22 protein-coding genes are annotated in these 25,725 nt (G+C 55.2%); 8 read left to right on the top strand and 14 right to left on the bottom strand.

Annotated features, from left to right (window positions below; genetic code table 11):
- Positions 1-23: 23 nt before the first annotated feature.
- From pgi to serB, 4 genes are all read left to right on the top strand, one after another.
- A complete protein-coding gene (gene pgi / locus ACT3T6_RS07815) occupies positions 24-1,721 on the top strand; it encodes a glucose-6-phosphate isomerase (RefSeq protein WP_193053841.1) in 1,698 nt (565 codons plus the stop codon).
- 157 nt (positions 1,722-1,878) lie between these two features.
- The gene (parE, locus tag ACT3T6_RS07810) at positions 1,879-3,774 is read left to right on the top strand and encodes a DNA topoisomerase IV subunit B (protein ID WP_193053840.1); all 1,896 of its coding nucleotides are present in this window, start codon (positions 1,879-1,881) and stop codon (positions 3,772-3,774) included.
- Positions 3,775-3,780: 6 nt separating this feature from the next.
- Positions 3,781-6,033, top strand: coding sequence for a DNA topoisomerase IV subunit A (gene parC, locus ACT3T6_RS07805; protein WP_172116259.1), 2,253 nt, complete (start codon positions 3,781-3,783; stop codon positions 6,031-6,033).
- A 3-nt stretch (positions 6,034-6,036) separates the two neighbouring features.
- Positions 6,037-7,242 (top strand): phosphoserine phosphatase SerB, encoded by a 1,206-nt coding sequence (gene serB / locus ACT3T6_RS07800; protein WP_193053839.1) that lies wholly within the window; start codon positions 6,037-6,039, stop codon positions 7,240-7,242.
- A 73-nt stretch (positions 7,243-7,315) separates the two neighbouring features.
- On the opposite strand, the gene ACT3T6_RS07795 is transcribed toward serB, so the two are convergent.
- The 7 genes from ACT3T6_RS07795 to ACT3T6_RS07765 all read right to left on the bottom strand — a co-directional run bounded on the left by ACT3T6_RS07795 (position 7,316) and on the right by ACT3T6_RS07765 (position 14,174).
- On the bottom strand, positions 7,316-8,149 hold the full coding sequence (locus tag ACT3T6_RS07795; RefSeq protein ID WP_319022134.1) for a DUF6694 family lipoprotein: 834 nt from the start codon (positions 8,147-8,149) through the stop codon (positions 7,316-7,318).
- 172 nt (positions 8,150-8,321) lie between these two features.
- Positions 8,322-8,708, bottom strand: a complete 387-nt coding sequence (locus tag ACT3T6_RS07790; RefSeq protein ID WP_192526295.1) for a Na+/H+ antiporter subunit G — start codon at positions 8,706-8,708, stop codon at positions 8,322-8,324.
- A 37-nt stretch (positions 8,709-8,745) separates the two neighbouring features.
- Complete coding sequence (locus ACT3T6_RS07785) at positions 8,746-9,015, bottom strand: K+/H+ antiporter subunit F (RefSeq protein ID WP_087109537.1); 270 nt, start codon at positions 9,013-9,015, stop codon at positions 8,746-8,748.
- Positions 9,009-9,506, bottom strand: a complete 498-nt coding sequence (locus ACT3T6_RS07780; RefSeq protein WP_172116262.1) for a Na+/H+ antiporter subunit E — start codon at positions 9,504-9,506, stop codon at positions 9,009-9,011. The genes ACT3T6_RS07785 and ACT3T6_RS07780 overlap by 7 nt, the downstream gene beginning before the upstream one ends.
- Entirely contained in the window at positions 9,503-11,014 is a 1,512-nt protein-coding gene (locus ACT3T6_RS07775) for a monovalent cation/H+ antiporter subunit D (RefSeq protein WP_193053838.1), read from the bottom strand. Before ACT3T6_RS07775 ends, ACT3T6_RS07780 begins: the two co-directional genes overlap by 4 nt.
- Positions 11,011-11,343 (bottom strand): Na+/H+ antiporter subunit C, encoded by a 333-nt coding sequence (locus ACT3T6_RS07770; RefSeq protein ID WP_087109531.1) that lies wholly within the window; start codon positions 11,341-11,343, stop codon positions 11,011-11,013. The genes ACT3T6_RS07775 and ACT3T6_RS07770 overlap by 4 nt, the downstream gene beginning before the upstream one ends.
- Entirely contained in the window at positions 11,343-14,174 is a 2,832-nt protein-coding gene (locus tag ACT3T6_RS07765) for a monovalent cation/H+ antiporter subunit A (protein ID WP_193053837.1), read from the bottom strand. Before ACT3T6_RS07765 ends, ACT3T6_RS07770 begins: the two co-directional genes overlap by 1 nt.
- Before the next feature lie 306 nt (positions 14,175-14,480).
- On the opposite strand from ACT3T6_RS07765, the gene ACT3T6_RS07760 reads away from it, so the two are divergent.
- Complete coding sequence (locus ACT3T6_RS07760; protein ID WP_193053836.1) at positions 14,481-15,323, top strand: ion transporter; 843 nt, start codon at positions 14,481-14,483, stop codon at positions 15,321-15,323.
- Between the two features lie 122 nt (positions 15,324-15,445).
- Here ACT3T6_RS07760 and ACT3T6_RS07755 read toward each other — a convergent pair whose 3' ends face one another.
- The 3 genes from ACT3T6_RS07755 to epmB form a co-directional block, all read right to left on the bottom strand.
- Positions 15,446-17,467 (bottom strand): pyrroloquinoline quinone-dependent dehydrogenase, encoded by a 2,022-nt coding sequence (locus ACT3T6_RS07755; protein ID WP_172116266.1) that lies wholly within the window; start codon positions 17,465-17,467, stop codon positions 15,446-15,448.
- A gap of 8 nt (positions 17,468-17,475) precedes the next feature.
- Positions 17,476-17,835: a hypothetical protein gene (locus ACT3T6_RS07750; protein WP_172116267.1), complete on the bottom strand. Its 360-nt coding sequence runs from the start codon at positions 17,833-17,835 to the stop codon at positions 17,476-17,478.
- Positions 17,836-18,171: 336 nt separating this feature from the next.
- A complete protein-coding gene (epmB, locus tag ACT3T6_RS07745) occupies positions 18,172-19,191 on the bottom strand; it encodes an EF-P beta-lysylation protein EpmB (RefSeq protein WP_193053835.1) in 1,020 nt (339 codons plus the stop codon).
- Positions 19,192-19,329: 138 nt separating this feature from the next.
- On the opposite strand from epmB, the gene efp reads away from it, so the two are divergent.
- Both efp and epmA read left to right on the top strand, forming a co-directional pair.
- Complete coding sequence (gene efp, locus ACT3T6_RS07740) at positions 19,330-19,896, top strand: elongation factor P (protein WP_172116269.1); 567 nt, start codon at positions 19,330-19,332, stop codon at positions 19,894-19,896.
- Positions 19,897-20,067: 171 nt separating this feature from the next.
- Positions 20,068-21,048 (top strand): EF-P lysine aminoacylase EpmA, encoded by a 981-nt coding sequence (gene epmA / locus ACT3T6_RS07735; protein WP_193053834.1) that lies wholly within the window; start codon positions 20,068-20,070, stop codon positions 21,046-21,048.
- A 2-nt stretch (positions 21,049-21,050) separates the two neighbouring features.
- Here the strand turns inward: epmA and asd are convergent, their stop codons facing one another.
- Genes asd through rsgA form a run of 3 tightly spaced genes read right to left on the bottom strand, consistent with a single transcriptional unit; the run spans position 21,051 to position 23,854 of the window.
- Entirely contained in the window at positions 21,051-21,923 is an 873-nt protein-coding gene (gene asd, locus ACT3T6_RS07730) for an archaetidylserine decarboxylase (protein WP_193053833.1), read from the bottom strand.
- Between the two features lie 51 nt (positions 21,924-21,974).
- Entirely contained in the window at positions 21,975-22,817 is an 843-nt protein-coding gene (locus ACT3T6_RS07725) for a sulfurtransferase (protein ID WP_193053832.1), read from the bottom strand.
- 17 nt (positions 22,818-22,834) lie between these two features.
- Complete coding sequence (gene rsgA / locus ACT3T6_RS07720; RefSeq protein WP_172116273.1) at positions 22,835-23,854, bottom strand: small ribosomal subunit biogenesis GTPase RsgA; 1,020 nt, start codon at positions 23,852-23,854, stop codon at positions 22,835-22,837.
- 88 nt (positions 23,855-23,942) lie between these two features.
- On the opposite strand from rsgA, the gene orn reads away from it, so the two are divergent.
- The gene (gene orn / locus ACT3T6_RS07715) at positions 23,943-24,524 is read left to right on the top strand and encodes an oligoribonuclease (RefSeq protein WP_172116274.1); all 582 of its coding nucleotides are present in this window, start codon (positions 23,943-23,945) and stop codon (positions 24,522-24,524) included.
- A 14-nt stretch (positions 24,525-24,538) separates the two neighbouring features.
- Here the strand turns inward: orn and queG are convergent, their stop codons facing one another.
- Positions 24,539-25,621 (bottom strand): tRNA epoxyqueuosine(34) reductase QueG, encoded by a 1,083-nt coding sequence (queG, locus tag ACT3T6_RS07710; protein WP_172116275.1) that lies wholly within the window; start codon positions 25,619-25,621, stop codon positions 24,539-24,541.
- Positions 25,622-25,725 lie beyond the last annotated feature (104 nt).

Raw genomic sequence — 25,725 nt, 5'->3', positions numbered from 1 at the left:
TTCGACGCCACAGGAGACGGCAAATGGCCTCAGCATCACGCGCCACCCCCGATAAACTGCCCGCGTGGCAGACATTAAAACAGCATGCCGATGAACTCAAAGGCGTCCATTTAAAAACGCTATTTGGCTCGGAGAGCAGCCGATGGGCGCATTTTACCCGCCATGAGGCAGGTCTGACGCTGGATCTTTCCAAGCAGCGCTGGGACGACGATACGCTTGAGCATCTATTAGCGCTGGCGCACGATGCGGGTGTGCCCAGCGCTATTGATGCTTTATTAAGTGGTAAGCGGGTTAACGTTAGTGAGAACCGCCCAGCCTTGCACACAGCGCTGCGTTTACCGGCCGAGGCAACGCTGAACGTTGAAGGGGAAGATATTGTCGCCGGGGTGCAGGAAAGCCTGGCGCAAATGGAGCGCCTGGTGTGCCGTTTGCACGCCGGGCAGTGGCGAGGAGCCACGGGCAAGCCCATTCGCCATGTGGTGAATTTGGGCGTCGGTGGCTCGGATTTAGGGCCGTTGATGGTGACCCATGCACTGGCCGATTATCGGCCTGAGAATATTCATCCCGTTGAGGTACATTTTGCCTCGACAATGGACGGCTCGCAGCTGGCCGATTATTTAGGGCGTCTAAATCCGGAAACGACCCTCTTTGTGCTCTCCTCCAAGTCGTTTACCACCATTGATACTCTTTCCAACGCCAATACGGCCAGAGACTGGCTGTTGGGCCGTTTAACTCAGCATAGCGATTTTGTCAGTGCTCCACCGGTAAGCGCTGAACTTATTGTGCGCCAGCACTTTATTGGTGTGTCGGCCAGCCCCGAGAAAATGAGCGAGTGGGGCATTGCGCCCGACCACCAGCTTAAATTCTGGGAGTGGGTAGGCGGGCGCTATTCGCTATGGGGCACGATTGGTTTGCCGATTGCTCTGGTCGTAGGCATGACGCATTTTCGCGAGCTGCTGACCGGTGCCCACGCCATGGATAGCCACTTCAGTGAAGCGCCCATGGAAGATAACCTGCCGGTTCTGCTGGCCTTGGCCGGTATCTGGAACGTTAATTTTCTGGATATCCGCGCCCACTCAATCCTGCCTTACGATGGCCGGTTGGAATATTTTGCTGCCTACCTTGAACAGCTGGAAATGGAGTCCAACGGCAAGTCGGTTACCCGCCAAGGCCAGGCGGTCAATTATTCGACCTGCCCGGTACTGTGGGGGCAGCTGGGCCCCAATGCTCAGCACGCGTTTTATCAGCTGCTTCACCAGGGCACTCAGTCGGTGGTGTGTGACTTTATCGCTCCGCTCAAGCGTTATGATGAGGTAGAAGACCCGGATACTCGCCGCCATCTCAAAGCGCAGCACCGGCTAGCGCTTGCCAACTGCTTTGCCCAGTCCCGCGTTCTGATGCTCGGCGATGACGCGCTGGACGATGATGGCCCCCGTCCAGAGCACAAACGCTATCGCGGCAATCAACCATCGACCACGGTGCTGCTGGATAAACTAACGCCCGCTACGCTGGGGGCTTTGATTGCCCTTTATGAGCATAAGGTGTTTGTTCAAGCCGTTATCTGGGATATCAATCCGTTCGATCAGTGGGGGGTGGAGCTTGGCAAAAAAATTGCCACGGATACCCAAGGCATCATCGATGGGCAGGGCGACATTACCCGCATGGATGCCTCTAGCCGCGGCTTGATTGAAGCGTTTTGGGCTGCCGAGCAGGATGGATAACTGCCTCGGGCGTCTATGAAAAAGCGTGCTCCCAGTTTTCCTGCCATGTATTAGATATGGCTGGATATACAGCTTTTTGCTATTCTAGCGATCTTTGTCGGCCGCCTGTACAAGTTACAGGAGGCTGCCAGCTTTACCCTTCAGGAACCGACGTTACATGACCCAGTTTGATGCCTCTCAGTACGGCGCGAGTTCTATCGAAGTCCTGTCAGGGCTCGAGCCGGTACGTAAGCGTCCCGGTATGTACACCGATACCTCACGGCCCAATCACCTGGCCCAGGAAGTGATTGATAACAGCGTCGACGAAGCGCTGGCCGGCCACGCCTCTTTTATTCGTGTCACGTTGCACAGCGATGGGGGCATCGAGGTTCAGGATGACGGCCGAGGTATGCCGATTGATCTTCACCCCGAGCACGGCGTTTCAGGGGTGGAGCTGATTCTTACCAAACTGCACTCAGGCGGTAAGTTCTCCTCTTCAAGCTATCGGTTTTCTGGTGGCCTTCACGGCGTTGGCGTCTCGGTCGTTAACGCGCTTTCACGGCGCCTGGAAGTAGAAGTGACCCGTGACGGTGCGCGCCATGCGATTGCCTTTGAGCACGGCGAAAAAGTCGAAAACCTGCATGAAATCGGCAAGGCGGCTAAACGTGCTACTGGAACCCTGGTGCGTTTTTGGCCTGATGAAAGCTATTTCGACAGCCCCAAACTGGCCGTTTCAAAGCTTAAACATCTACTGCGCGCCAAAGCGGTGCTCTGCCCAGGGCTTGCCGTTACCCTGATTGAGACAGACGGAACGACGACAGAGTGGGCCTACGCTGATGGTCTGCGCGACTATTTGGCCGAAGCCACCGATGGCTATGACGTACTGCCTGGTGAACCGTTTGTCGGCCACTTCAGTGACGACGAGCACGGTGTGGATTGGGCCATTCAATGGCTACCGGAAGGCGGTGAGTCGCTGTTGGAAAGTTACGTTAACCTGATTCCCACGCCGCAAGGCGGCACTCACGTTAACGGTTTTCGATCAGGACTGCTGGATGCACTACGCGAGTTTTGTGAATATCGCAGCCTGCTGCCGCGCGGTATCAAGCTCACCGCTGAGGATCTTTGGGAGCGCGCCTCTTTCGTGCTCTCGGTGAAAATGCTCGACCCCCAGTTTGCCGGGCAAACCAAAGAGCGGCTGTCATCACGCACCATCGCAGGATTTGTCTCCGGCGTGGTGAAGGATGCCTTCTCGTTGTGGCTTAATCATCATATTGATCAAGCCGAGCAGTTGGCGGAGCTGGTGATCAGTGCCGCTCAGCATCGCCAGAAAAAGGCCAAGAAGGTCGCCCGTAAAAAGGTCACATCAGGCCCGGCGCTTCCCGGCAAGCTTGCTGACTGCTCCGGGCAGGACCCGTCACTTAGCGAGCTGTTCCTGGTCGAGGGCGACTCGGCCGGGGGCAGCGCGAAGCAGGCGCGTAACCGCGACACTCAAGCAATCCTGCCCCTGCGCGGCAAGATTCTGAATACCTGGGAAGTTGAGACGCACGATATTTATGGCTCTCAAGAGGTTCATGATATTGCGGTCGCGATTGGTGCCGACCCGGGTAGCGCCGACCTTGAAAAGCTGCGCTACCACAAGATCTGTATTCTTGCCGATGCCGACTCCGACGGCCTGCACATTGCCACGCTGCTGTGCGCGCTGTTTGTACGCCATTTTCCGGCGCTGGTGGATGCCGGCCATGTGTTTGTCGCCATGCCGCCCCTTTACCGCATCGATTTAGGTAAAGAGGTGCACTACGCCCTCGATGAGAGCGAAAAAGCCGCCGTGCTCAAGCAACTGGCGAAAAAACGCGGCATGCCCAATGTTCAGCGATTCAAAGGCCTGGGCGAAATGAGTCCTTTACAGCTGCGCGAAACCACCATGGCGGTCGAAACCCGTCGCCTAGTGCAACTCACCCTGGAAGAGGGCGATGGCACGATGGAAATGATGGATATGCTGCTCGCCAAGAAGCGCGCCAGCGACCGCAAGAAATGGCTGGAAGATTACGGCAACCTCGCAGATATTGAGGTATAACCCCCGATGACCATGGATATTCAGGTAGCGGAAGGCGACGTCGAACGCCTCTCCTTGCGCGACTATACCGAAAAAGCGTACCTCGACTACTCGATGTACGTCATCTTGGACCGTGCGCTGCCCAACATTGGCGACGGCATGAAGCCCGTGCAGCGGCGGATTATTTACGCCATGCGCGAATTGGCGCTGCACGCCAATGCCAAGTACAAAAAATCAGCGCGTACCGTGGGCGACGTGCTGGGTAAATTCCACCCTCACGGCGACAGCGCCTGTTACGAAGCCATGGTGCTGATGGCCCAGCCGTTCAGCTATCGCTACCCGCTGGTGGATGGCCAAGGCAACTGGGGCAGTCCGGATGACCCCAAATCGTTTGCCGCCATGCGCTACACCGAGGCCAAGCTCTCCAAGTTTGCCGAAGTGCTGTTGGGCGAACTGGGCCAGGGCACGGTCGACTGGGCACCCAACTTTGACGGCACCATGCAGGAGCCTCTTGTGCTGCCTGCCAAGTTGCCTCATGTACTGCTCAATGGCGGTACCGGGATTGCCGTGGGCATGGCCACCGATATTCCGCCCCATAATGTTAGCGAAGTGGTCGAGGCTACCTGCCATCTGTTGCGCAACCCTGAGGCGACCACAACTGACGTGATGGCGTTTGTACCTGCGCCTGATTTTCCAACGGATGCGGAAATCATCACGCCCCAAGCCGACCTGCGTAAGCTTTATGAGACAGGCCGAGGTTCGGTAAAACTGCGCGCGCGCTATACCCGCGAAGACGCCAATATCGTGATTACCGCCGTGCCGTACCAGGTCAGCGGTGCCAAGGTACTTGAGCAGATTGCCGCACAGATGCAGGCGAAAAAGCTCCCCATGGTGGCCGATCTTCGTGATGAATCAACTCATGAAGAGCCCACGCGCCTAGTGATTGAACCGCGCTCCAGCCGCGTGGATGTCGAGTCGCTGATGGCCCACCTGTTTGCCACCACGGACCTGGAAAAGAACGTGCGGGTAAATATGAACGTGATCGGCCTGGACGGCCGCCCGCGGGTCATGCCCCTAACGGATATGCTGGGCGAGTGGCTACGCTTTCGCCGCACCACGGTGCGCCGCCGGTTGGAGCACCGCCTGGGCAAGGTTGAAGATCGCCTGCACATTTTGGAAGGCTTGCTGACGGCCTATCTGGATCTTGACGAAGTGATCCGAATTATTCGTGAGGAAGATGACCCGAAAGCCTCGCTAATCGCCACTTTTAGTCTCTCGGAACGCCAGGCGGAAGCGATTCTCGAACTGCGCCTGCGTCACCTTGCCAAGCTCGAAGAGATGAAAATTCGTGGCGAGCAGGACGAGCTGGAAAAAGAGCGTAAGTACCTTACGGGCTTGCTGGGCAGTGAAGCAAAACTAACCACGCTGATCGAAAAAGAGATTCGTGCGGCGGGCAAAGAGCACGGCGACGAGCGCCGCTCACCGTTGATTGAGCGCAGTGAAGCCAAGGCGCTTTCGGAAGTTGAGCTGCTGGGGGCTGATCCGGTCACCGTAGTGCTGTCTGATAAAGGCTGGATTCGCGCTGCCAAAGGGCACGATATTGATCCGGAAGGACTGTCCTATAAAGCCGGTGATAGCTTTCATCTGGCCGCTCGGGGCAAGACTAATCAGCCGCTGGTGCTGCTGGACGACACGGGACGCGCTTATACCCTGGCCGCCCATAACTTGCCCAGTGCGCGGGGCCAGGGTGAACCGGTGACCGGCCGCGCTAATGTCTCGGCAGGGGCACAAATGGCCGGGTTAATGCTTGCCCCACCCGAACGGCGCTTTGTATTGGCAAGCGACGGTGGTTATGGATTTATGGCCCGCTTGGACGCGCTTACCGGTAAAAATAAAGCCGGCAAAGCGGTACTCAGCGTACCCAAAGGCTGTAGCGTGATGGCGCCCATCGAAGTGCCTGACGGTGAAGAGCTGTGGGTGGCGTCGGTGTCTAGCGAAGGCCGATTACTGCTGTTCCCGCTTGAGCAGTTGCCTGAAATGACCAAAGGTAAAGGCAACAAAATGCTCGATATTCCCGGCCCGAGAGCCGCCCGACGTGAGGAGTTTGTACGTGACGTTACCGTTCTCTCGGCAAGCGACGCACTGCTGGTTCACGCCGGTAAGCGCAAGCTGACCTTGAAAGCGGATGATTTAGCGTATTATCGCGGCGAAAGAGGGCGACGAGGCAGCAAGCTGCCACGCGGCTTCCAAAAAGTTGATCGGTTAGAGGCGGGAGAGTAACTCATGACAAAACGTTGTTTAATTCGTGCAACCGGTATGGCGCGCTCCGGTCAGCTAGAGGGATTTGGGAAAGCGTTGGCCCGCACGAATGCCCAGCTTTTGGATATTAATCAAAGCGTGACGTTTGGCATGCTCTCTCTGGAAGCCCTTGTGGGGCTTGAACACGATAATGCCTTGGAGGCGATGCTCAGCGAGGCGGGCGATGCGCTAGGATTGGATGTGCAGGTGATTACGGTTAACGCCGACGATTATCGGCGCTGGAGCAACGAAGCAAGTCAGCCTCGGCTTATTTTGACGCTGCTGGCGCCGCATTTGCCGGCAGGCATATTGGCTGAAGTCGGCATTTTAACGGCAGAGTTTGGGTTAACGGTTGAGCTGATTCATCGGCTTTCTGGGCGTGAATCGCTGGATGGTAGCGCGCCTTCCGGCGGTGCCTGCGTTGAGTGCTGGTTACGTGGCGACGAGGCGAATATCGAAGCGCTGCGCGAAAAGGCGTTGGCACTAGGAGGCGAACATGGCGTGGATATCGCCATTCAGGAAGACTCAATCTGGCGGCGCCATCGCCGCCTTGTGTGCTTCGATATGGATTCCACGCTGATCAAAGCTGAAGTGATTGATGAGCTGGCCCGGCACCACGGGGTGGGTGATGAGGTTGCCGAGGTGACCGAGCGGGCCATGCGTGGCGAGCTGGATTTTCAGGAGAGCTTTCGCGAACGCATGAGCAAGCTGAAAGGCCTGGATGAGTCGGTGTTGATCAAGATTGCCGAAGAGCTGCCGTTAATGGATGGTGTAGAGCGTTTGATGGCTAATTTAAAGCGCTTCGGTTACCGCACTGTGATTCTATCCGGGGGCTTTACCTATTTTGCCCTCCATTTACAGGAAAAACTCGGCTTTGATGAGATTCATGCTAATGAGCTGGTGATCGAGAACGGTAAAGTCACTGGTGAAGTGACGTTGCCGATTGTTGATGCTGAGCGCAAGGCAGAGCTTTTGGAGCAGATTGCGCTGCGCGAAGGCTTTACGTTGGAGCAGACCATTGCGGTAGGCGATGGCGCCAATGACCTGAAAATGCTGGCTAAAGCGGGATTGGGTATCGCGTTTCGAGCCAAGCCGTTAGTGCGCGCTCAAGCGCGTCAGGCGATCTCGACACTGGGTATTGATGCCGTGCTGTATCTGATTGGTTATCGCCAAACGGATCTAATGGATTAAGTGTTTTTCGGCCAGCTATTGAGTCGGTGCGTAATGTACCGACTCAATAGTACGCACTCTATAAACCCGACAACTACTGGGTGGTAGATAGTGCGATGCCCTGATATTCGTGGCTCAGGTGCTCAAGCCTTTCTACCTCGCTCTTGCTAAGTTCAGGCGAATCCCATAACGGGTTGCCTTGGGCATCTTGAAGGCCTTTGACGGTTACCGTGAGCGATACATCGCTGGGTATTTGTGTGTTTCCCCACGCGCTAAAACGATTAGGTGCCAAGCGCCACGTGGCCGTTTCACCTGCTTCAAGACCGCCCGCAATCACATAGTAAAACGTTTCATCAATCCAGGGCGCGGACCGATCAGCGCTGGTCACAACACCTCTTAAAAATACTTGCGAGACGGCCTGCTCCGTATGATTGGTCACCTCAATATCCAGCGCCGGTTCTGGCGTGCCGTATGGGCTTTGGCTTATATAATAGCGTGCGTTATCAATGCTAAAGCGTTCCCGTTGTTCTCGGTCTTTATCTGCCCGCGCTTGCTTTTCAGTCAACCGGGAAAGGGTAGAGAGCGCCTGCTGACGCTCTCTGGCTCGCCTCTCACGTAGAATATCGTCGGCGCGTTTAATTACCTGGTCGCCCGTTAGACCATGCATGCGAACGTTGGCCGATTCAGCGATCTCGGCTGCATTCATTCGTTTAGGGCTAAGTAAGGCCATGCTGCCAAAGTTTGGCATCGCCATGATAGCGAGCGCTTTATCAAACTCATCACGCTTATAAGCAGGCATCGCCTCACGTACATTCTCAATTGAGACAACCGCAGCCGGCATGGAGCTGGTATCTATTTTGGGGTCTGAGCAACCGGCTAACACACAAAGCGATAGCGTAATGGCAGACAGCCGTAGGAGGCTCCACATACATTCACCTCATTATGGTCAAAAACGCTGTGGAGCTTACCGGAAAGCGCTAACGACCACTACTATCTCTGTCATTGTTAAGCACTTTATTTATCGGTTGTGGGCTGTGAAAATTTAGGAAGCCGTGGCCGTGTAGAGACTGTTTTCTCACTACAGGGCCATGGCCGGACGGCTAACCGTGGCCTTTGTCGGGATGGGGGACGGGTTTATCACCGACTTCCTCTGAGCGAAGCTCTATCGGTTTGCCCTGCGTTTTTTGGGCATGCCTCAAACGCAAGTGCAGGCCGGTTTTGGCAAGCAAATGGGCGCTGACAGGGGCGGTAATAAACAGAAATAGCGTGATGAGCAGCTCCTGAATATCAATGTGACCATCGACGCTCCAAAAATAACCCATTGAGGCAATCAGCATGCAGCCAATACCCAGCGTAGTGGCCTTGGTAGGGCCATGCAGGCGCATATAAAAATCGCGCAGGTGAGCCATCCCCAGTGAGCCGATAAATACGAACACGCCGCCGGTGATAAGCATTAAGGAGATAAGTGCTTCTACAAAGAGCGACATGGCGACGCCTCCGGGTGATACGAGACAGAAAGTGCGTTCATTCGATAATGTCTCCGCGCAGAATGTATTTGCACACGGCCACGGTGCTGATAAAGCCCAGCATGGCAATCAGCAGCGCCGACTCGAAATAGGTTTTGCTGTTAAGCCATAGCCCCAGCAGAACAATCAGTGCGATGGAGTTAACGTACATGGTATCCAGCGCCAGTACGCGGTCCGGGAGGTCTGGCCCCACGGTAAGCCTAAAGAGATTCATCAGCAGCGCCATGACGACAAGCGCTAGGGTAATGTACAAAGCAATGCTTAGCATTCGTAAATCTCCTTGAGAGGGCGCTCATACCGCTCGCGGATCTGCCTGATCAGTTCCTCTTCATCATCAACATCCAGAGCATGGATTAATAGCGATTGACCGTCGAGGCGCAGGTTGGCTGATACCGTGCCAGGCGTCAGGCTAATGGTGCTGGCCAGCAGCGTAATGGTGAAGCGCTCCTCCAGCATTAAAGGGTATTCAATAAAATGTGGCGTTAGCCTGCGCCAAGGGTTGGCCACTAGATAAGCCACCTCAAAATTGGCGACGACGATATCCTTTAAAACCCTCAAGATAAACCGCAGCAGCACCCAGGGCTTTTTGATGCGTAGAGTCGTGTCCCAGAACCGATAGGTCACCAGTGGGATGATAATGGCCAGTATGCCGCCCAGTACGATTTGCCCGGGGGCGTAACTGCGTGCAAGCAGCAGCCAGACGCCTAGTAATAATAGCGATAAAACTGGCGTCGGCAGCCAGGAGCGCGGGGTAATCATGGGGCATCTCCTGCATCAAGTAGCAGCGTGTCGATCAAGACTTGTGGCTGTGATAGCTGCTCGGCCGTTGCCTGGGTGTAGCTGCTGATGGGCCCTGCAAACAGGGTCATTAAGGGGGCCGCGCTTAGCAGCCAGATGACGGCAAACCATTGGCGGCGTGGCAACGCATTGCCGCCTAAACTACCGCGATAGCTACGCCAGAAGATCGTGGAGCCTGCGCGTGACAGAGCGATCAAGGCTGCCAAACTCACCAGCAGTAGAGTAGGCCATAGCCATAATCGCTGAGCACCTTCAGCGGCGTTGAGCACCAGTGCTTTCCCCAAGGCGCCGGAAAGTGGCGGAACGCCCACAACGGCGACAGCACCTACAAGAAACAGTAGCGCTAACGCCTTGCCTTGGGTCATGGGGCGGCTTTTCACCAGCCGAGTCCCTGCCTTGCCGCGCTGTAATCCGATCATTTCAGCCAGCAGGAATAAACCACCCGTAATCAAGGAGGTATGAACCAAATAGTAAAGAAGCGCTGAAGTCGCTTGCTCTGTTCGCATGCCCACACCGACCAAAAGCGTGCCCACCGACAGCAGCACCAGGTAAGCGACCAGTAGTTTCAGATCTCGGGCAGCCATAATGCCTACCCCAGCGGCAACGAGCGTTGCCAAGCCGAGCCACCATACCCATGGCTGCTCCAGTGCGGTCAGTGCGCCCGCGCTTTCGCCAAAAATCAGCAGATAAACGCGCAGGATGGCGTAGATACCGACCTTGGTCATAATGGCAAAGAGAGCCGCCACCGGGGCGGGCGCCGCGGAATAAGCGCGCGGTAGCCAGAAATAGAGCGGCAAAATGGCGGCTTTCAAGCCAAATACCACCAATAACATTAACGCGCCGGCAGTCACCAAGCCTTGGCGTTCAGCAGGCAGTTCGGCTACGCGCAGCGCCATATCCGCCATGTTAAGCGTTCCCGTAGCGCCATAAAGCGTACCTACCGCTATCAGGAACAGTGAAGAGCCTGCCAGGTTGAGTACCACGTAATGCACGCTCGCCTGGATGCGTGCTTTGCCGCCACCGTGTAGCAGCAGCGCGTAAGAGGCGAGAAGCAGCACTTCAAAAAAGACGAACAGATTGAACAAGTCGCCGGTTAGAAACGCGCCATTGATGCCCAGGAGTTGCCACTGAAAAAGGCCGTGAAAATTGCTGCCTTTTTCATCATCCCCTGCACAGGCAAATATCACGGCACCCACTGCAAGCAGGGCTGTGATCAACAGCATCAAGGCTGATAGGCGATCGAGCACCAGTACGATGCCGAAAGGCGCTTGCCAGTTGCCCAATGCGTAGTAAAGAATCTCGCCACGCATGGCTTGGCTAATCAGGCCTATCGCCACAGCCAGTAATAGAACGGTGGCCACAACGCTCACGATACGTTTGTAGCGAACCAATCCCTGGCGCTGGTAGAGCAGTATAATGCCGGCGACCAGCGGCAGGACGATAGGAAAAACAATCAGGTGTTGCATCATTCGCGGTCTTCCTTCTTACCGTCTACATGATCGTTGCCCACTTCACTGCGGGCGCGCATGGCGAGAATCACGACGAAAGCGGTCATTGCGAAGCCAATAACGATGGCGGTAAGCACTAACGCTTGAGGCAGCGGGTCGGCATAAACGCCTTCGCCATGAACAATGGCCGCACCGTCAGTGGTTAGCCCACCCATCGAAAATAAAAACAGGTTCACGGCGTAAGAAAGCAGCGTTAGACCTACCACTACGGGAAAAGTACGCCCCCGAAGCGTTAAATAGAGGCCACAGGTGCTAAGTACGCCGGTGGTGATTGCGTAAAGTAATTCCATCAGCTTTGCTCCTTGGCGGGTGGCGGCGTGACCTCATCGCCTTTGGGCTCATTAACCACTGGCCGGTGAGTCGTGGTGACTTTGCCCAGGTTGGCCAGGATCATCAGCGTGGCGCCGACGACGGCGAGATAAACGCCGAGATCAAACAGCAGAGCAGTGGCTAGCTCAAACTTACCGACTACCGGCAGGCTAAAGTAGCTGAAGGCAGAGGTCAGGAAGGGGTAGCCGAACAACCAGCTACCCAAGCCGGTTAGCGTTGCCACCGCAACCCCCGCAATGGCAACGGGTTGGAAGGGGAAGTCCAAACGCTGTTGCGTCCACTCCACACCACGTGCCATATACAGAAGAATCAGCGCAACCGCGGTGATCAAGCCAGCGATAAAGCCACCGCCGGGCTCATTGTGGCCGCGCAAGAAAATAAACGCCGATACCAGCAGCGCCAACGGCAATAGAGCTAGTGAAATAGAGGTCAGAATGGCCGGATAACGATCAGGGGACCAAACGCGGCCTTCTCCGTCGCTGTGCGGGATAAACAGGCGTAAACGGTTGAGCAATTTGAAAATCGCCAAGCCCGCCAAGGCCAGCACCGTAATCTCGCCCAAGGTATCGAAGCCACGGAAATCGACCAGAATGACGTTGACCACATTATGGCCGCCGCCGCCAGGAACGCTATTGGTCATAAAGAAGTTAGAGATCGACAGCGTATCTCGCGTCATCACCGCATAGTTAATGCTGGCGATGACAAGTCCCAATGAACCCGCTAACAGCATGTCGCGCAGATTGCGCTTGGGGCTGGATTCGGGGGGCGTCTTTTGAGGCAGGAAAAAAAGCGCCAGCATCAGCAAAATCATCGTTACCACTTCCACCGAAAGCTGCGTCAGCGCTAGATCCGGTGCAGAGAAGCGTGCAAACGTAAGGGCTACAAAAAGTCCCACCACCGACAGCATGAGTAGTGAAATTAGCCGGTAGCGGTGAGTGGCGGCCGTGGCAATACCGCCAAAAATCAACATGCCAGCGCCTAGCAGCAGCACGCCATCAATGGGTTGATTGCCTTTGGGGCCGGTAAGCTCGGTAATTTGTGATAAGCCGATAACGCCCATGATCAGCGTGGACAGCAAAAGCCAGCCCACAAAGCGCTGCAGCGAATGACCGTCCCAGGCGGCCACGAGGGCTTCTGCACGTTGCTCAAGGCTGATCATTGCGCGCTCAAACACACGGCTTGCATCGACGCTGGCAAACGATTGGGCGAATCGACGTAGATCAGCATGGCGCCAGTAAAGGACAACACCCACAACAAATGCCACCATACTCATGATGAGTGGCAGGTTCACGCCGTGCCAAATAGCCAAGTGGAAGTCCAGCGGTTCACCGAGCACCGCTTGCGTCGCCAGCTCAAGCAGGTTATTAACCATCAGCGTGGGGAATAAACCTACCAGCATGCAGAGCACTACCAGCAGTTCGACCGGAAAACGCATCAGGTGTGGTGGCTCATGAGGCGCCTTGGGTGACGCTTCCTTCGCAGGCGCATAGAACACCGCATACACCAAGCGTACCGAGTAGGCAACGGAAAGAATACCACCTATGGCGGCCAGCGCAGGGATTAACCAACTTAACCCGCCCAGTACGGGCGTGGCTAATGTTTCAGTAAAGAACATCTCCTTGGAGAGAAACCCATTAAAGAAGGGCACACCTGCCATCGCCGCAGCGGCCAGTGTCGTCAGCAGGGCAGTAATGGGCATGGTTTTGCGCAGCGCGCCCAGTTGCTTAAGCTCACGCGTGCCGGTTTCATGGTCGATGATGCCTGCGCTCATGAAAAGCGCTGCTTTGAAAGTGGCGTGGTTAACGATATGAAACAGCGCCGCCAAAACGGCCATAGGCGTGCCGATGCCCAATAGCACTGTAATCAGGCCCAGGTGACTAATGGTAGAAAACGCCAAAATACCTTTTAGGTCCGTCTTGAACAGAGCAAACCAGGCGCCATATAGCAGCGTGATTGAACCGATAAGCGGTACCACCACGCTCCAAAGCTCGCTACCGGCAATCGCTGGGTGGAGCCGGGCCATTAAAAAGATGCCCGCCTTAACCATGGTGGCCGAATGCAGATAAGCGGAAACCGGGGTAGGCGCCGCCATGGCATGCGGCAACCAGAAATGAAACGGAAACTGCGCTGATTTGGTGAAAGCACCCAATAAAATTAGTGCCAGCATGATGGGGTAGCGTGGGTCCGCCACAATGGTGGCACCACTGGCCAGCACATCACTCATATTGAAGCTGCCGGCCATATCGCCGAGCAGTAATAGCCCCGCTAATAGGGCAAGGCCACCTGCACCTGTCACGGTTAGCGCCATACGTGCGCCTTTACGCGCATCGTTACGATAAGACCAAAAACCGATCAATAGAAACGAGGAGAGACTTGTAAGCTCCCAGAACAACCATAAAAGAATCAGGTTGTCAGACATTGAGATACCGACCATAGAGGCCATGAACAGCATCAGAAAAGCGTAGAAACGCCCTACAGGTTCATCTTTGCCCAAATAGAAGTGGGCATACAGCAATACGAGCAGGCCAATCCCCAGAATCAGGAGGTTGAAAAGCAAGGACAGGCCATCCAGACGAAAGGCAAGTTCCAAGCCAAGCTCAGGCATCCATTCAGCATGGAAGCGCAACGTTTCACCATCCAGCAAGGCAGGTATCTGAAGTAAGGTGAGTAGCAGGGCGGCAGCCGGTACCACGCTCGTCGTAAGCGAACACACAGAGCGGTCGCGTTGAGCGGTGATCAGTGGCACCAGTACCCCAAGCAACGGTAATAAGGCTATCCAAAGCAGTGTCATGAGCTCATCCAGCGCAATAAAATCTCAAAAAAAGCCGCAAAGTGAGGAGAATACACCTAGGGCCAAGGGTAAATTAAGCGAAACTGTAGAATATCACTTGTTTTGAAGATGTGCGGCTTTCGTATAATCGGTCCGCGTATTCAATGAACAAGAGAAAGTGATTGGGTGCTTGCCGTTGATGCACGCCCCAAACGGATGGCGGTTATTGCAGGTAGCATTTGCGTTGCCGCATGGGGAGGATGAATAATGCTTCTCATTTTTTAAACTATTTTTTGAATTTTCTATGCTTGCGAGAACTTTACAGCAATGAGCACTTCTTTTAGTACCTGGCAGGCACGCTTTGAAAAGCTGCGTAGCAATAAGTTTTTTGAGACGTTTGTGATTGCCATCATTGTGATATCGGCGCTGGTAATTGGCGCACGCACCTACGATGAGGTGAGCCGGTTTGAGCAGTGGCTCGGCGTGCTGGATATGGCGGTGACAGTGTTTTTTCTGGTCGAGATCCTTATTCGTATGGCGGCAGAGCCCAGATTGCGGGATTTCTTCAAGAAAGGCTGGAACATCTTTGATTTCTTGATTGTTACCGCCAGTCTAATCCCCATGGATGAGTCAGAAATGGTGCTGCTGGCGCGCTTGCTGCGCATCTTCCGCGTGCTGCGTCTGGTATCAATGATACCTGAGCTTCAAATGCTGCTGTCGGCGCTGATCAAATCCATACCACGTATGGGATACGTGGCGCTTTTGATGTTTATTATTTTCTACATTTATGCCGCAATCGGCAGCTTTTTGTTCCACACCGTCGATGAGCAGCTATGGGGTAATATCGCGCTGGCCATGCTCACGCTTTTCCAGGTGGCGACATTCGAAAGCTGGGCCACCGCCGTCCTGTACCCGACGATGGAACACTTTCCCTATGCCTGGATCTACTTCTTAACGTTCATATTCCTCAACGCCTTTATCTTTCTCAATATGATGATCGGCATTGTGCTGGACGTCATGCAAAAAGAGAGCGCCCAGATGGCGCTGGACAGTGGCGAAGGAGAGGAGGCTGAGATACAGGGGTTACGTAGTGATGTTCGAGAACTGCGTGCTCAATTGGACCGTATGGAAGCAGCGCTGACAAAGCGCGACCCAAGCTCGCCTCAATAGAAGCCAGGCACGCACCATGCGGTAGCGGATACGGCTTCTTCGAACATGGTAGGAATAGATAAAGGGGCGGTCCATGTTGCAAAACACGGGCCGCCCCTTTGGGTTATGGTGTTTAGGTATGGTTACTCCGGCAGGGCATAGACCACCAGTTGGTCGCCTACCTGATCTTTGACAATCGTATTGCCCCCGGCTACGAACGCCACATATTGTCGGCCCTCGTACTCGTAAACGGCAGGATTGGCGACTGCGGGCGCTTCCGCCTGGTCAGACCAAAGCTGTTCGCCGGTTTCAAGCGAGTAAGCGCGAAGCTTGGCGTCTATGGATGCGCCGATAAATACAAGCCCCCCAGCCGTGATAGCCGGGCCGCCAATGGTTGGTGAGCCCCAACGCTCAGGCATGAAAAAACCGTACTGCTGTGAAGCGCCTACCGGGCGGCGCCACTTCACATCGCCGGTGGTCATATCCAGCGCCACCAACTCGCCAAAGGGCGGCTCCCAACAGGGCATGCCAAGCCAGTTAAGCGCTACTTCCAAGCGCATGCCGTAGGGCGCGCCCTCTTGAGGAGAGTATCCGCTTTCATTACCTGAACCTCTGTCGGCTTCTTCAAAGTCGTCGCGATTAAATAGCTTCACGTATTGCACAATATGTGACGTATTGACGACGGCCGTTTGATTAACCGGGTCAAAGGCCACGCCGCCCCACTGCACGCCACCGGCACTGTCCGGGTAGGCAAGTGTTCCTTCGCCTTGGGTGGTAGGTGGGGTGTACATGCCTTCGTACCAAAGATCATCCCAAAGGGCGGAGCACTGGCCAAAGCTCACTGCATCGGCCAGCGCCCAGATGCTGGGTTTCTCAGACTGATCAAGCAGCGGGGCGGGTTTGGTGGGAAATGGCTGTGTGGGTGAGTAGACTTCGCCCTCTACTGTGCCATCACCGCTAGGTACCTCGCGCTCTTCAATCGGCCACACGTCTTCGCCGGTTTCACGGTTAACCACGAAGAGAAAACCCATTTTGGTGGCCTGCATTAACGCCGGTATCTCTTCACCATCGACGGTAATATCCATCAGGGTAGGTGCGGCGTTAATGTCGTAGTCCCATAGGTCGTGATGTACCCACTGGCGTGACCATACGACCTCTCCGGTTTCAATATCCAGTGCGGTCGTGGACGTGGCCAGCGGCACTTCCTCGGTACGATTACCGCCCCAAAAGTTGGGCGAGGGCGAAGAGATGGGTAAGTATACAAGCCCAAGTTCTTCATCGGCTGCCATGTGAGTCCAAACATTGGCGGTACCGCTGCGTTCACGCATCTCTTCGGATAGCGCTTCAAAGGCCCACTCAAGCTCGCCTGTGCGCGCATTGACCGAGAAAACGGTACCCGAAGGGGCTTCACTGGTTGCCCAGTCTTTACCCGCCCAGCCCAGGATAAGCCGGTCACCCACGACAGTGGGGGGTTGCAAGAGCGATAACGGCCAATCTTCGGGAATATTATTCCACTGGTTAACGTTCAAAACGCCATTATCAGCAAAGTCTTCACAGGGTTCACCGCTATCGGCATCGAGTGCGAAAAGCTGAGCATCCATGGTGCCGAAGTAGATGATTTTATCGCAGGCATTGTCAGAAGGCTCGTCCGCTTCCCAGTAGGCTACCCCGCGGCTTTTAAGCGCTGGCTGGGTCAAGGCTTCAAGAGAGGATTCGGTGTCAAACATCCAGCGCTGTTCGCCAGTGGCGGGGTCCAGGGCAAATACCCGGTAAAACGGCGTGCCTATATAGAGCGTATCGTTGGCAAATACTGGGGTTGCTGACCAAACCGTGGGAGGAAGATCGCCAGAGCCATCGGAGACATCGCCGGTATGAAACTCCCACGCTTTTTCTAAATGACCTACGTTGTCTACGTTGATCTGATCCAGTGGGCTATATTTTTGCGCATTAAGCTGCCCGTGAAAGCTATCCCAAATGGCGCCTTCGGGGACTAGCGGAATTGCCTGGCGGCTATTTGTCTCGTTTAAAGGTTCGCTTTGCTCGGAAGGCAGCGCTTGCGCCAATAGCGGTAACGGTGTGAACAGTAGCGCTAAAAGTAGGTTGCCAGTGAAACGAGAGGATGAACGCCCACATTGGCGTTGGGTGTTTACATAATGAGCAGGCATAGAGCGCCTCAGGTCCGAGTGGGTTTAGAGGGGGAGCTTGCTATATCAACCATCAGTCCGATCAGGCCTATGACCATGGCGACGCCCAGCCACCACTGGTGTAAAAGCATAGCGGCGAAAAATGTCCCAGCCAGCCCAATAATAATAAGCGTACGAAGCGCGATGAGCCCGCCACTGGCGTTAAGTTTGAAGAGCACCAGTGCCGCGGCAATGAGCACAACGCAGGCCAGAGTAGCCACCAATGCGCCAAGCGTGCCGGTTACGCCGGTCAACGGTGTTATATAAGCGTAAGTAGAAATCACAACACCCGCTAGAGCGGCTAAAAGCAGCACCCCTGCGCCCGTACGGCGTCTTTGTAATCGCGACATTGCGTTATCACTCCTGTGATGAATAGATGGCCCCAATGTTTACCTAATTGTTCGTTTAAGCGTAGCAGACGCCGGTAATTGAGGTGGCGCTGACAGAGGTTTATGTACGAGGCGGCTGCGAGGAGACGAGAGAGGGCGCATCTGGTTAACGATGCTGGTAGGGGCTAGGCGTTGAGCTTTAGCCCCGGTTTATGACTGAAAATACCGCTTTAGCGGTTTTGGCATGCACAACCTCTTGGGCTGTCCAAAGCGCCGAGGCGGCAAGCATTTCCTGAATGGTGTAACGTTTATATGCCAAGCCCCGTATCGGGCTGCTCGCTTGGCTATTGATACCCCTCACAGCGGCGTTTTACTCGCCTCCCCAGGTACTTCGCGCACTAGTCGGGGCATCAGAAAGCCGGGGAGGTGCTCACGTAGTTGGGTGATGAGTACACGTGCTTCATCATCCGGTACATCAAAATGAGCGGCGCCCTGCACCGGGTCTAATACATGCAGGTAGTAGGGCAGGATGCCTGCCTCAAAAAGCCGCTCTGAAAGGACGGTGAGTGTGCCTACCTCGTCGTTAACGCCGCGCAGCAGTACGCTTTGATTAAGCAGTGTGGCACCGGCTTCTTTTAATCGGGTGCAGGCCTCAACGACAGCTTGATCTATCTCGTTGGCATGATTGATATGCAGTACCACGACTTTTTGCAGCCGGGTATTGCCCAGCCAGGCAAGTAGCGCATTATCGATACGATCAGGAATCACAACGGGTAAGCGTGTGTGAATGCGCAGCCGCTTAAGATGAGGGATTTTTTCCAGCTCGCCGACTAGCCAGGCTAGCTGACGGTCGTTGGCGGCCAGCGGGTCGCCGCCGGAAAGAATGGCTTCATGAATGGTGGGGCTGCTACGTAGATAATCCAGAGCATCTTGCCACTGGGCGCGGGAAGGTGAATTATCGCTGTAGGGAAAGTGGCGACGAAAACAGTAGCGGCAGTTAATTGCGCAGTTTGGGCTTGCGATTAATAGCACCCGACCGGCGTATTTGTGAATCAACCCTTTGGCAGGGCGATGATCGGCCTCTTCAAGAGGGTCAAGCACGTAACCACTAGGCGTGAGCGCTTCATCGCTGACGGGCAGCACTTGGCACAGCAGCGGGTCGGACGTATCGCCGTAAGTAATGCGTGACAAATAGGCCTCGGGTACGCAGGTTTCAAACAGCCTATGCCCGGTATGTGCGCCAGAGAGCCATTCACTCTTTAGTCCAAGCCGCTTGCAAAGCTCTTGTGGGTCACGAATGGCGCTGGAAAGCTGCTGTTGCCACGTAGGGCTTGAGGCTTCGTTGAATCGCTCGTGATTATCCGAGGCAACGATCATAATGTTCTCCTGCAAAAAGCCCTCCTTCGGGTTATCATGCGCGCACTTATTTGACGATGCTATCCACGCTGCGGCGACGTAGGCTATCTTGCATCGCTCACTGTAATAGCTAACTGAAATAGATCACAGAGAGGCAACATGGCTAACTATTCTACCAATGAATTCAAAGGCGGTTTAAAAGTAATGCTCGACGGTGATCCTTGCTCAATCGTTGAGAACGAATTGGTCAAGCCCGGCAAGGGCCAGGCGTTTAACCGCGTTAAGCTGCGTAACCTGATGACCGGCCGTGTAGGTGAGCGTACCTTTAAGTCGGGCGATTCACTGGAAGGTGCCGATGTCATGGACCTGGAGATGGAGTACCTCTACACCGACGGTGACATGTGGCACTTTATGAAAACGGACGGCTCTTTTGAGCAGTACGCCGTAGAGAAAAAAGCGCTGGGCGATACTGTCAAATGGCTCAAAGAGCAGGTGCCTTATACGCTGACACTGTGGAACGACAAGGCAATTTCGGTGACGCCGCCCAACTTCATTGAGCTTGAAGTGGTCGAGACTGACCCAGGCCTGAAGGGCGATACGGCGCAGGGCGGCTCTAAACCCGCAACGCTCTCTTCAGGTGCTGTTGTTCGTGTACCTCTGTTTATCAACCAGGGCGAAGTGCTCAAAATCGATACGCGCTCCGGCGAGTACGTTTCTCGCGCTTGATAAGTACGTTTTTAAGCTAAGTATTAAGTGAGTAGTTAAGTGAGTAGTTAAGTGAGTAGTTAAGTGCTTAGCCAAGTGGATAAAGCGGTAGGCTTTATTACGCACTTGGCGGCATTTGTACTACCTTAGAGCCACGCATTTGCGTGGCTTTATTTTATTCAAGGAGCGGTGATGGCCATTGAGTGGCGACCAAATGCGCAAATTGAAACGCTGCGCGAGCGAGCACGTCTGCTTTCAAAAGTACGAGCATTTTTTTCCCAACGTGACGTGCTGGAAGTTGAAACGCCTGTGCTTGGGCAGGGTGGAAGTACCGATGTGCACCTGGTGTCACTTGCGACTCAAGCGCGCACTGATAAAGGTCAGCGACGGTTATGGCTGCAAACCTCACCTGAATTTCATATGAAGCGTTTAGTGGCCGCAGGCAGTGGGCCCATTTTTCAGCTGGCGCGAAGTTTTCGTGATGGTGAAGTGGGTTCGCGCCACAACATCGAATTCACGATGCTTGAATGGTACCGGCCAGGGTTGTCGCTTGGCGAACTGATCGACGAGACCGCCACGCTGGTGGCCACGCTGTTACCTGCTTTTGCCGGGCCGGTAGTGCACTATCGTTATCGCGAGCTTTTCCATACTTGCTTGGCTGTTGACCCCTTCACAACGTCACTTGATAAGCTACGCGCGCTGGCCGCTGAACGAGGCCGGATGCCTACCGGGGCGTTGGTGAACGAAGGCCGCGATACCTGCCTCGACCTTTTGATGAGCATGGTGATTGAGCCCACGTTGGGCCAGAACGAATTAAGCGTGGTCACGGACTATCCCGCCAGCCAGGCGGCGCTTGCTCGCCGGCACCAGGATGTGGATGGAGAGTGGGTCGCATCACGTTTTGAGCTTTACCTGAACGGTATTGAGCTGGCCAATGGGTATCACGAGCTAACCGATGCCGCTGAGCAGCGCACTCGCTTTAGTGACGATAACGCTGAACGGCGACGTCTGGGGCTACCCGAGGTCGATGTTGATGAGCGTTTGCTGGCAGCGCTTGAGCATGGCATGCCCGAATGTGCGGGCGTAGCGCTGGGAATTGATCGTTTAATTCAATTGGCATTGGGTAAAGCACGCCTTGAAGACGTGCTCACCTTTTCGACGCCTAATTGCTAACGCTAAGCGATAGGCGGGGCTGGCGGAAAATCACCGAGGGTTTGGCCCATTTGCACCATGGTTTCTGGCCGATAATCCTCACGCGTTGCTGGATTGCTAAACGTAACCGGCTTGGCAAAACACATCACAACGGTAGAGCCGAGTTTGAATAGCCCCATTTCCTCGCCGCGCTCAAGGGTGATGGTGTTGTCAAAACGTGTGCGTTGAGGCACGCCCGCCAGCGGTGTAACTTGCCCAGACCACACGGTTTCAATGGCGGCAACCACCATCGCGCCGACCAATACCATGGCAAATGGGCCGTGCTCTGAATCAAAAATGCATACCAGGCGTTCGTTGCGTGCAAACAGGTTCGGCACGTAGCTCGCGGTGGCTTTATTCACCGAGAAAATTCGCCCAGGCACATAAATCATTTCCCGCAGCGTGCCGGTCATGGGCATATGTACACGGTGATAGTCGCGTGGCGAGAGATAAACGGTCGCGAAACTGCCGCCCATAAACTCTTCTGCAAGCGCGGCATCCCCGCCCAGTAACGACTGCGCCGAATAGGTGTGGCCCTTGGCTTGAACCAGCTGGCCCGCCTGCAAGCGGCCATGGCGCGAAAGCGAGCCATCGGCCGGGCTTAAAATGCCTTGCCCCAATGGACGAGCATCCGCTTTTAGAGCGCGGGTAAAGAACGCGTTAAAATTGGTGTATGCCGTAGGGTCCGGCTCAAGTGCCTGGCTCATGTCGACGTTAAACCGCTTGATAAAGGCCTTGATCAGCATGTTTTTCAGCCAAGGCGCCTCGCTCTGCGCAAACGTGCCGGTCAGACGCGAGATAGCATGATGAGGAAGCGGGTACTGGAGTAACGAGAAAGCTTTTTGAGGTAGCGTCACATTAATTACTTTTAGCAGTGGTTAAACGTCGTGCCAGCCAAGCCGGTTACGTTACTTTTCGATCGGCGTATCGTCGCGGTTGCCCCATTCGCCCCAGGAGCCCGCATAGCCGCGTATATTAAACCCTAGCGCTTTACCCACCAGCCAGGTAAAGCTGCTGCGGTGGTGGCTCTGGCAGTGGGTGGCTACTTCCATATCGGGCGTTAGGCCCATGGCCCCAAGCTCGGTTATAAGCTCGGCGTAGTCGCGAATACGCAGGGCGCGGGTCCGGTCCATGGCGTTTAGCCAATCCATATTGACCGCACCTGGAATGTGGCCAAGATGCTTATTATTGCCTTGCTCGCCGTCATATTCGCCCTTGGAGCGCGCATCCCAAACTGCAAACTGCTTGTCACCCAGCTTGGCTTTAATCTCATCACAGGTGATGAGCGCCTGCGGGTTTAAAATTTGTGCATGGTATTCGCTAGGCGAGGGACGGGTTTGCTCCGTGCTTTCGGGCATACCGGCATCACGCCAGGCATGAATGCCGCCATTTAAATAGGAGTAGCGGGTGTGGCCAATCAGCTCCAGCGTCCATAAAAGGCGTGCTGCCCAGCCGCCGCCTTCGTCATCATAGGCTACAACGTGGGTGTCGCGAGTAAGCCCCAATGCGCTGAATAGTTGCGATAAGAAGCCTACATCGGGAACGTCATTGGGCACCGGGCCTTCGCCGCGCATCAGATAGCGAAAATCCAGATATACCGCGCCCGGCACATGCCCCTGGCGGTAGTTATCCGGATTCACCGGCACATCAATGATCAAAAGCGCTGGTTGACCCAGGTGGCTCTGTAACTGTTCTGGCTCAACGATCAGCGGTAGAAGATTTGACTCTGACGATGGGTGCTCGGTGCTCATGGTTAGCTCCTTTAAAATCAAGCGTCTAAACTATCGAGAATCCGGCGATAGCTGGCAAAACGTTCCGGGTGAATCTTGCCTTCCTCAACCGCTTCAAGTAAAGCGCAGCCAGGCTCCTCCCGATGACGGCAATCACGAAAACGGCAGTAGCCCAGGAAAGGGCGGAACTCGATAAAGCCGTCGGTCACGTCCTGTTCGGTCAAATGAATCAAGCCAAATTCCCGAATGCCGGGAGAGTCGATCAGCTCGCCATCGGTGACTTCATCGCGGTTCATGGTATAGAGCCGTGCGGTAGTCGTGGTGTGCGTGCCCTTACGCGAGTCTTCGGAAAGCGCGCCGATACGCAATGACTCATCGGGCAACAGCAGGTCAATTAGCGATGATTTACCCACGCCGCTTTGGCCCACAAACACCGAGGTGCGACCCTCAAGTTGCTGGCGTAAAGGGGCAAGCCCTTCTTCATTGGCCGTCGTGGTGCGCACCACCGGGTAGCCTAGCGCACGGTAGCGCTCTAGTAGCTTGCCAAGCTCGCCGCCATCGTCTGGCAGCAGGTCGATTTTGTTGAGTACCAGAACAGGCGCGATAGCGGTGGCTTCAGCGGCGACCAGATAACGGTCAATCAAATTAGGGTGCGGCGCCGGCTCAACGGCAAAAACGATTAAAATCTGGTCGATGTTGGCGGCGACCGGCTTGAGCTGGCCACGCGCGTCAGGGCGCTTGAGCACGCTGTCGCGCTCTTCGCGGGCCACAACAACGCCGGAGCCCTCCTGGCCTGCCCGCCAGATTACTCGGTCACCGGTCACCATGCCGTCCAGATTAGCACGTAGATGGCAGCGTACCGGTGTGCCCTCGGCATTACGTACTTCCAGCGTTCGCCCGAAATGCGCCATCACCCGGCCGGGCTGTTCGGCGCCGTATTCGCCTGCCGCCAACTTTTCTGCGTCGCGTACATCACGCTTTTCAGCGCGGCTAGCACGCTCTGCCTGGACTTTGTCGACTCGCCACTGCTGCTGGCGGCTTAATTTACGTTTGCTCATGACCACCCGATGCTCGGTACAATGGAGGATAGTGTACCTGTTAACTGGCGCCGGGTAACTCGACCCGTTGGCTATCCTGGAGAAAAGCATGAGCAATAGTAATGAACCTCGCAGTGATCTGCTGGTCTGGATCGACCTGGAAATGACCGGCCTTGATCCTGATAAAGAGCGCATTATCGAAGTGGCAACGCTCGTTACCGATGCGGATTTAAACGTCGTGGCGGAAGGCCCGGTAATTGCTGTTAAGCAGCCTGATAGTCTGTTGGCACAAATGGATGACTGGAACCAGAAGACCCACGGCGAGTCCGGCTTGGTCGCGCGCGTAAAAGCCAGCCAGAACGATACGGCCAGTGCCGAACAGCAGACACTGGAATTTTTGCGCCAGTACGTGGTGGCAGGCTCGTCGCCCATGTGTGGTAATAGCATCCATCAGGACCGACGCTTTTTGGAGCGTGAGATGCCAGCGCTGTGGCGTTTTTTCCACTACCGTAACCTGGATGTCTCAAGCGTTAAGGAGCTTGCCAAGCGCTGGAACCCGGGCGCGCTGGCAGGCTTTAGCAAGCGCAACGTGCACTTGGCAATGGACGATATCAAAGAGTCGATTGCTGAGCTTGCCCACTACCGCAATACCTTTTTGCGCGTGGCAGGCGGGCAGGACGAAGAAGAGTAAGCCTCGGTTGAACGTTAGCTTGTCGCAATGCGTGCATCGCGCTTGAGGCGCTGTTCATCAAGCGCCCAGGCAACGTGTTCACGTACCAGAGCGCTGGGGTAAGCGCGCCGTGCCCACAGCGCGGCTTCAACCGCCTCGCTCCACGGTGCGTTGCCCAGGCCAATGGCAATATTGCGTAGCCAGCGTTCGTAGCCGATACGTCGAATGGGGCTGCCGGCGGTTTTGTCCAAAAATGCCTCTTCGCTCCAGCCAAACAGGCTGAGCAGGGAGGCGCGGTCCAGGTCGTGGCGGGGGGCAAAATCTTGCTCGTTACTCACGCGGGTGAAGCGTGTGAACGGACATACCAGTTGGCAGTCGTCGCAGCCATATACGCGGTTGCCCATGGCGCGGCGAAACTCAACCGGGATCGCTCCGTGTAGCTCAATCGTTAAATAGGAGATGCACTTGCGCGAATCCACCACTTTGTCGTCAACAATCGCCCCTGTTGGGCAGGCGGTCTGACAAGCATCGCAGCTGCCGCAATGCTCACGCTCGTAGGGCGGGTCAACGGGGAGGGGCAGGTCGGTATAAAGCTCACCCAAAAAGAACAGTGAGCCTGCTTTTGGGTTGAGCAGCATGGCGTTTTTACCGAACCAGCCAAGGCCTGCCTTTTGCGCCAGGGCGCGCTCCATTACCGGGGCAGAATCGACAAAGGCACGGTAGCCAAAAGGACCTACTTCCTGTTCGATTTTTTTACCCAGCTGAGCCAAGCGCTTACGTATTAGCTTGTGGTAGTCACGGCCCAATGCATAGCGTGATACATAGGCTTTTTGCGGCTGCCCCAGCAGCCGAGTCGTTTCAACTTCGGGAGGTAAATAATCCATACGCACGCTGATGATCCGCAGCGTGCCCGGTTCAAGCTCGGCCGGGCGTGTACGTTTGGTGCCGTGCTTGTCCATAAAGCTCATCTCACCGTGATAACCTTTCTCAAGCCATGCGTTGAGATGCTGCTCATGCGTATCGAGCTGCGTATCGGTAATACCTACCTGCTGAAAGCCCAGCTCGCGGCCCCAGATTTTGATGAGGTCAGCAAGATGGGCCAGTTGTTCAGTGGTCATGGTATGGCTTGAAAGTGAAGAAGCAGTGGAACAGGGCATTATCAGTCTACGGTCGAGCATTAGTCGCGCTATGCTAACGCAATTGGTCGCCATCACAACATGCG

Source organism: Halomonas sp. 72, assembly GCF_052379785.1.
Lineage (GTDB): Bacteria > Pseudomonadota > Gammaproteobacteria > Pseudomonadales > Halomonadaceae > Vreelandella > Vreelandella citrativorans.
Note: the sequence above shows the minus strand (reverse complement) of the source record. Positions and strands in the feature narration are given on the sequence as shown.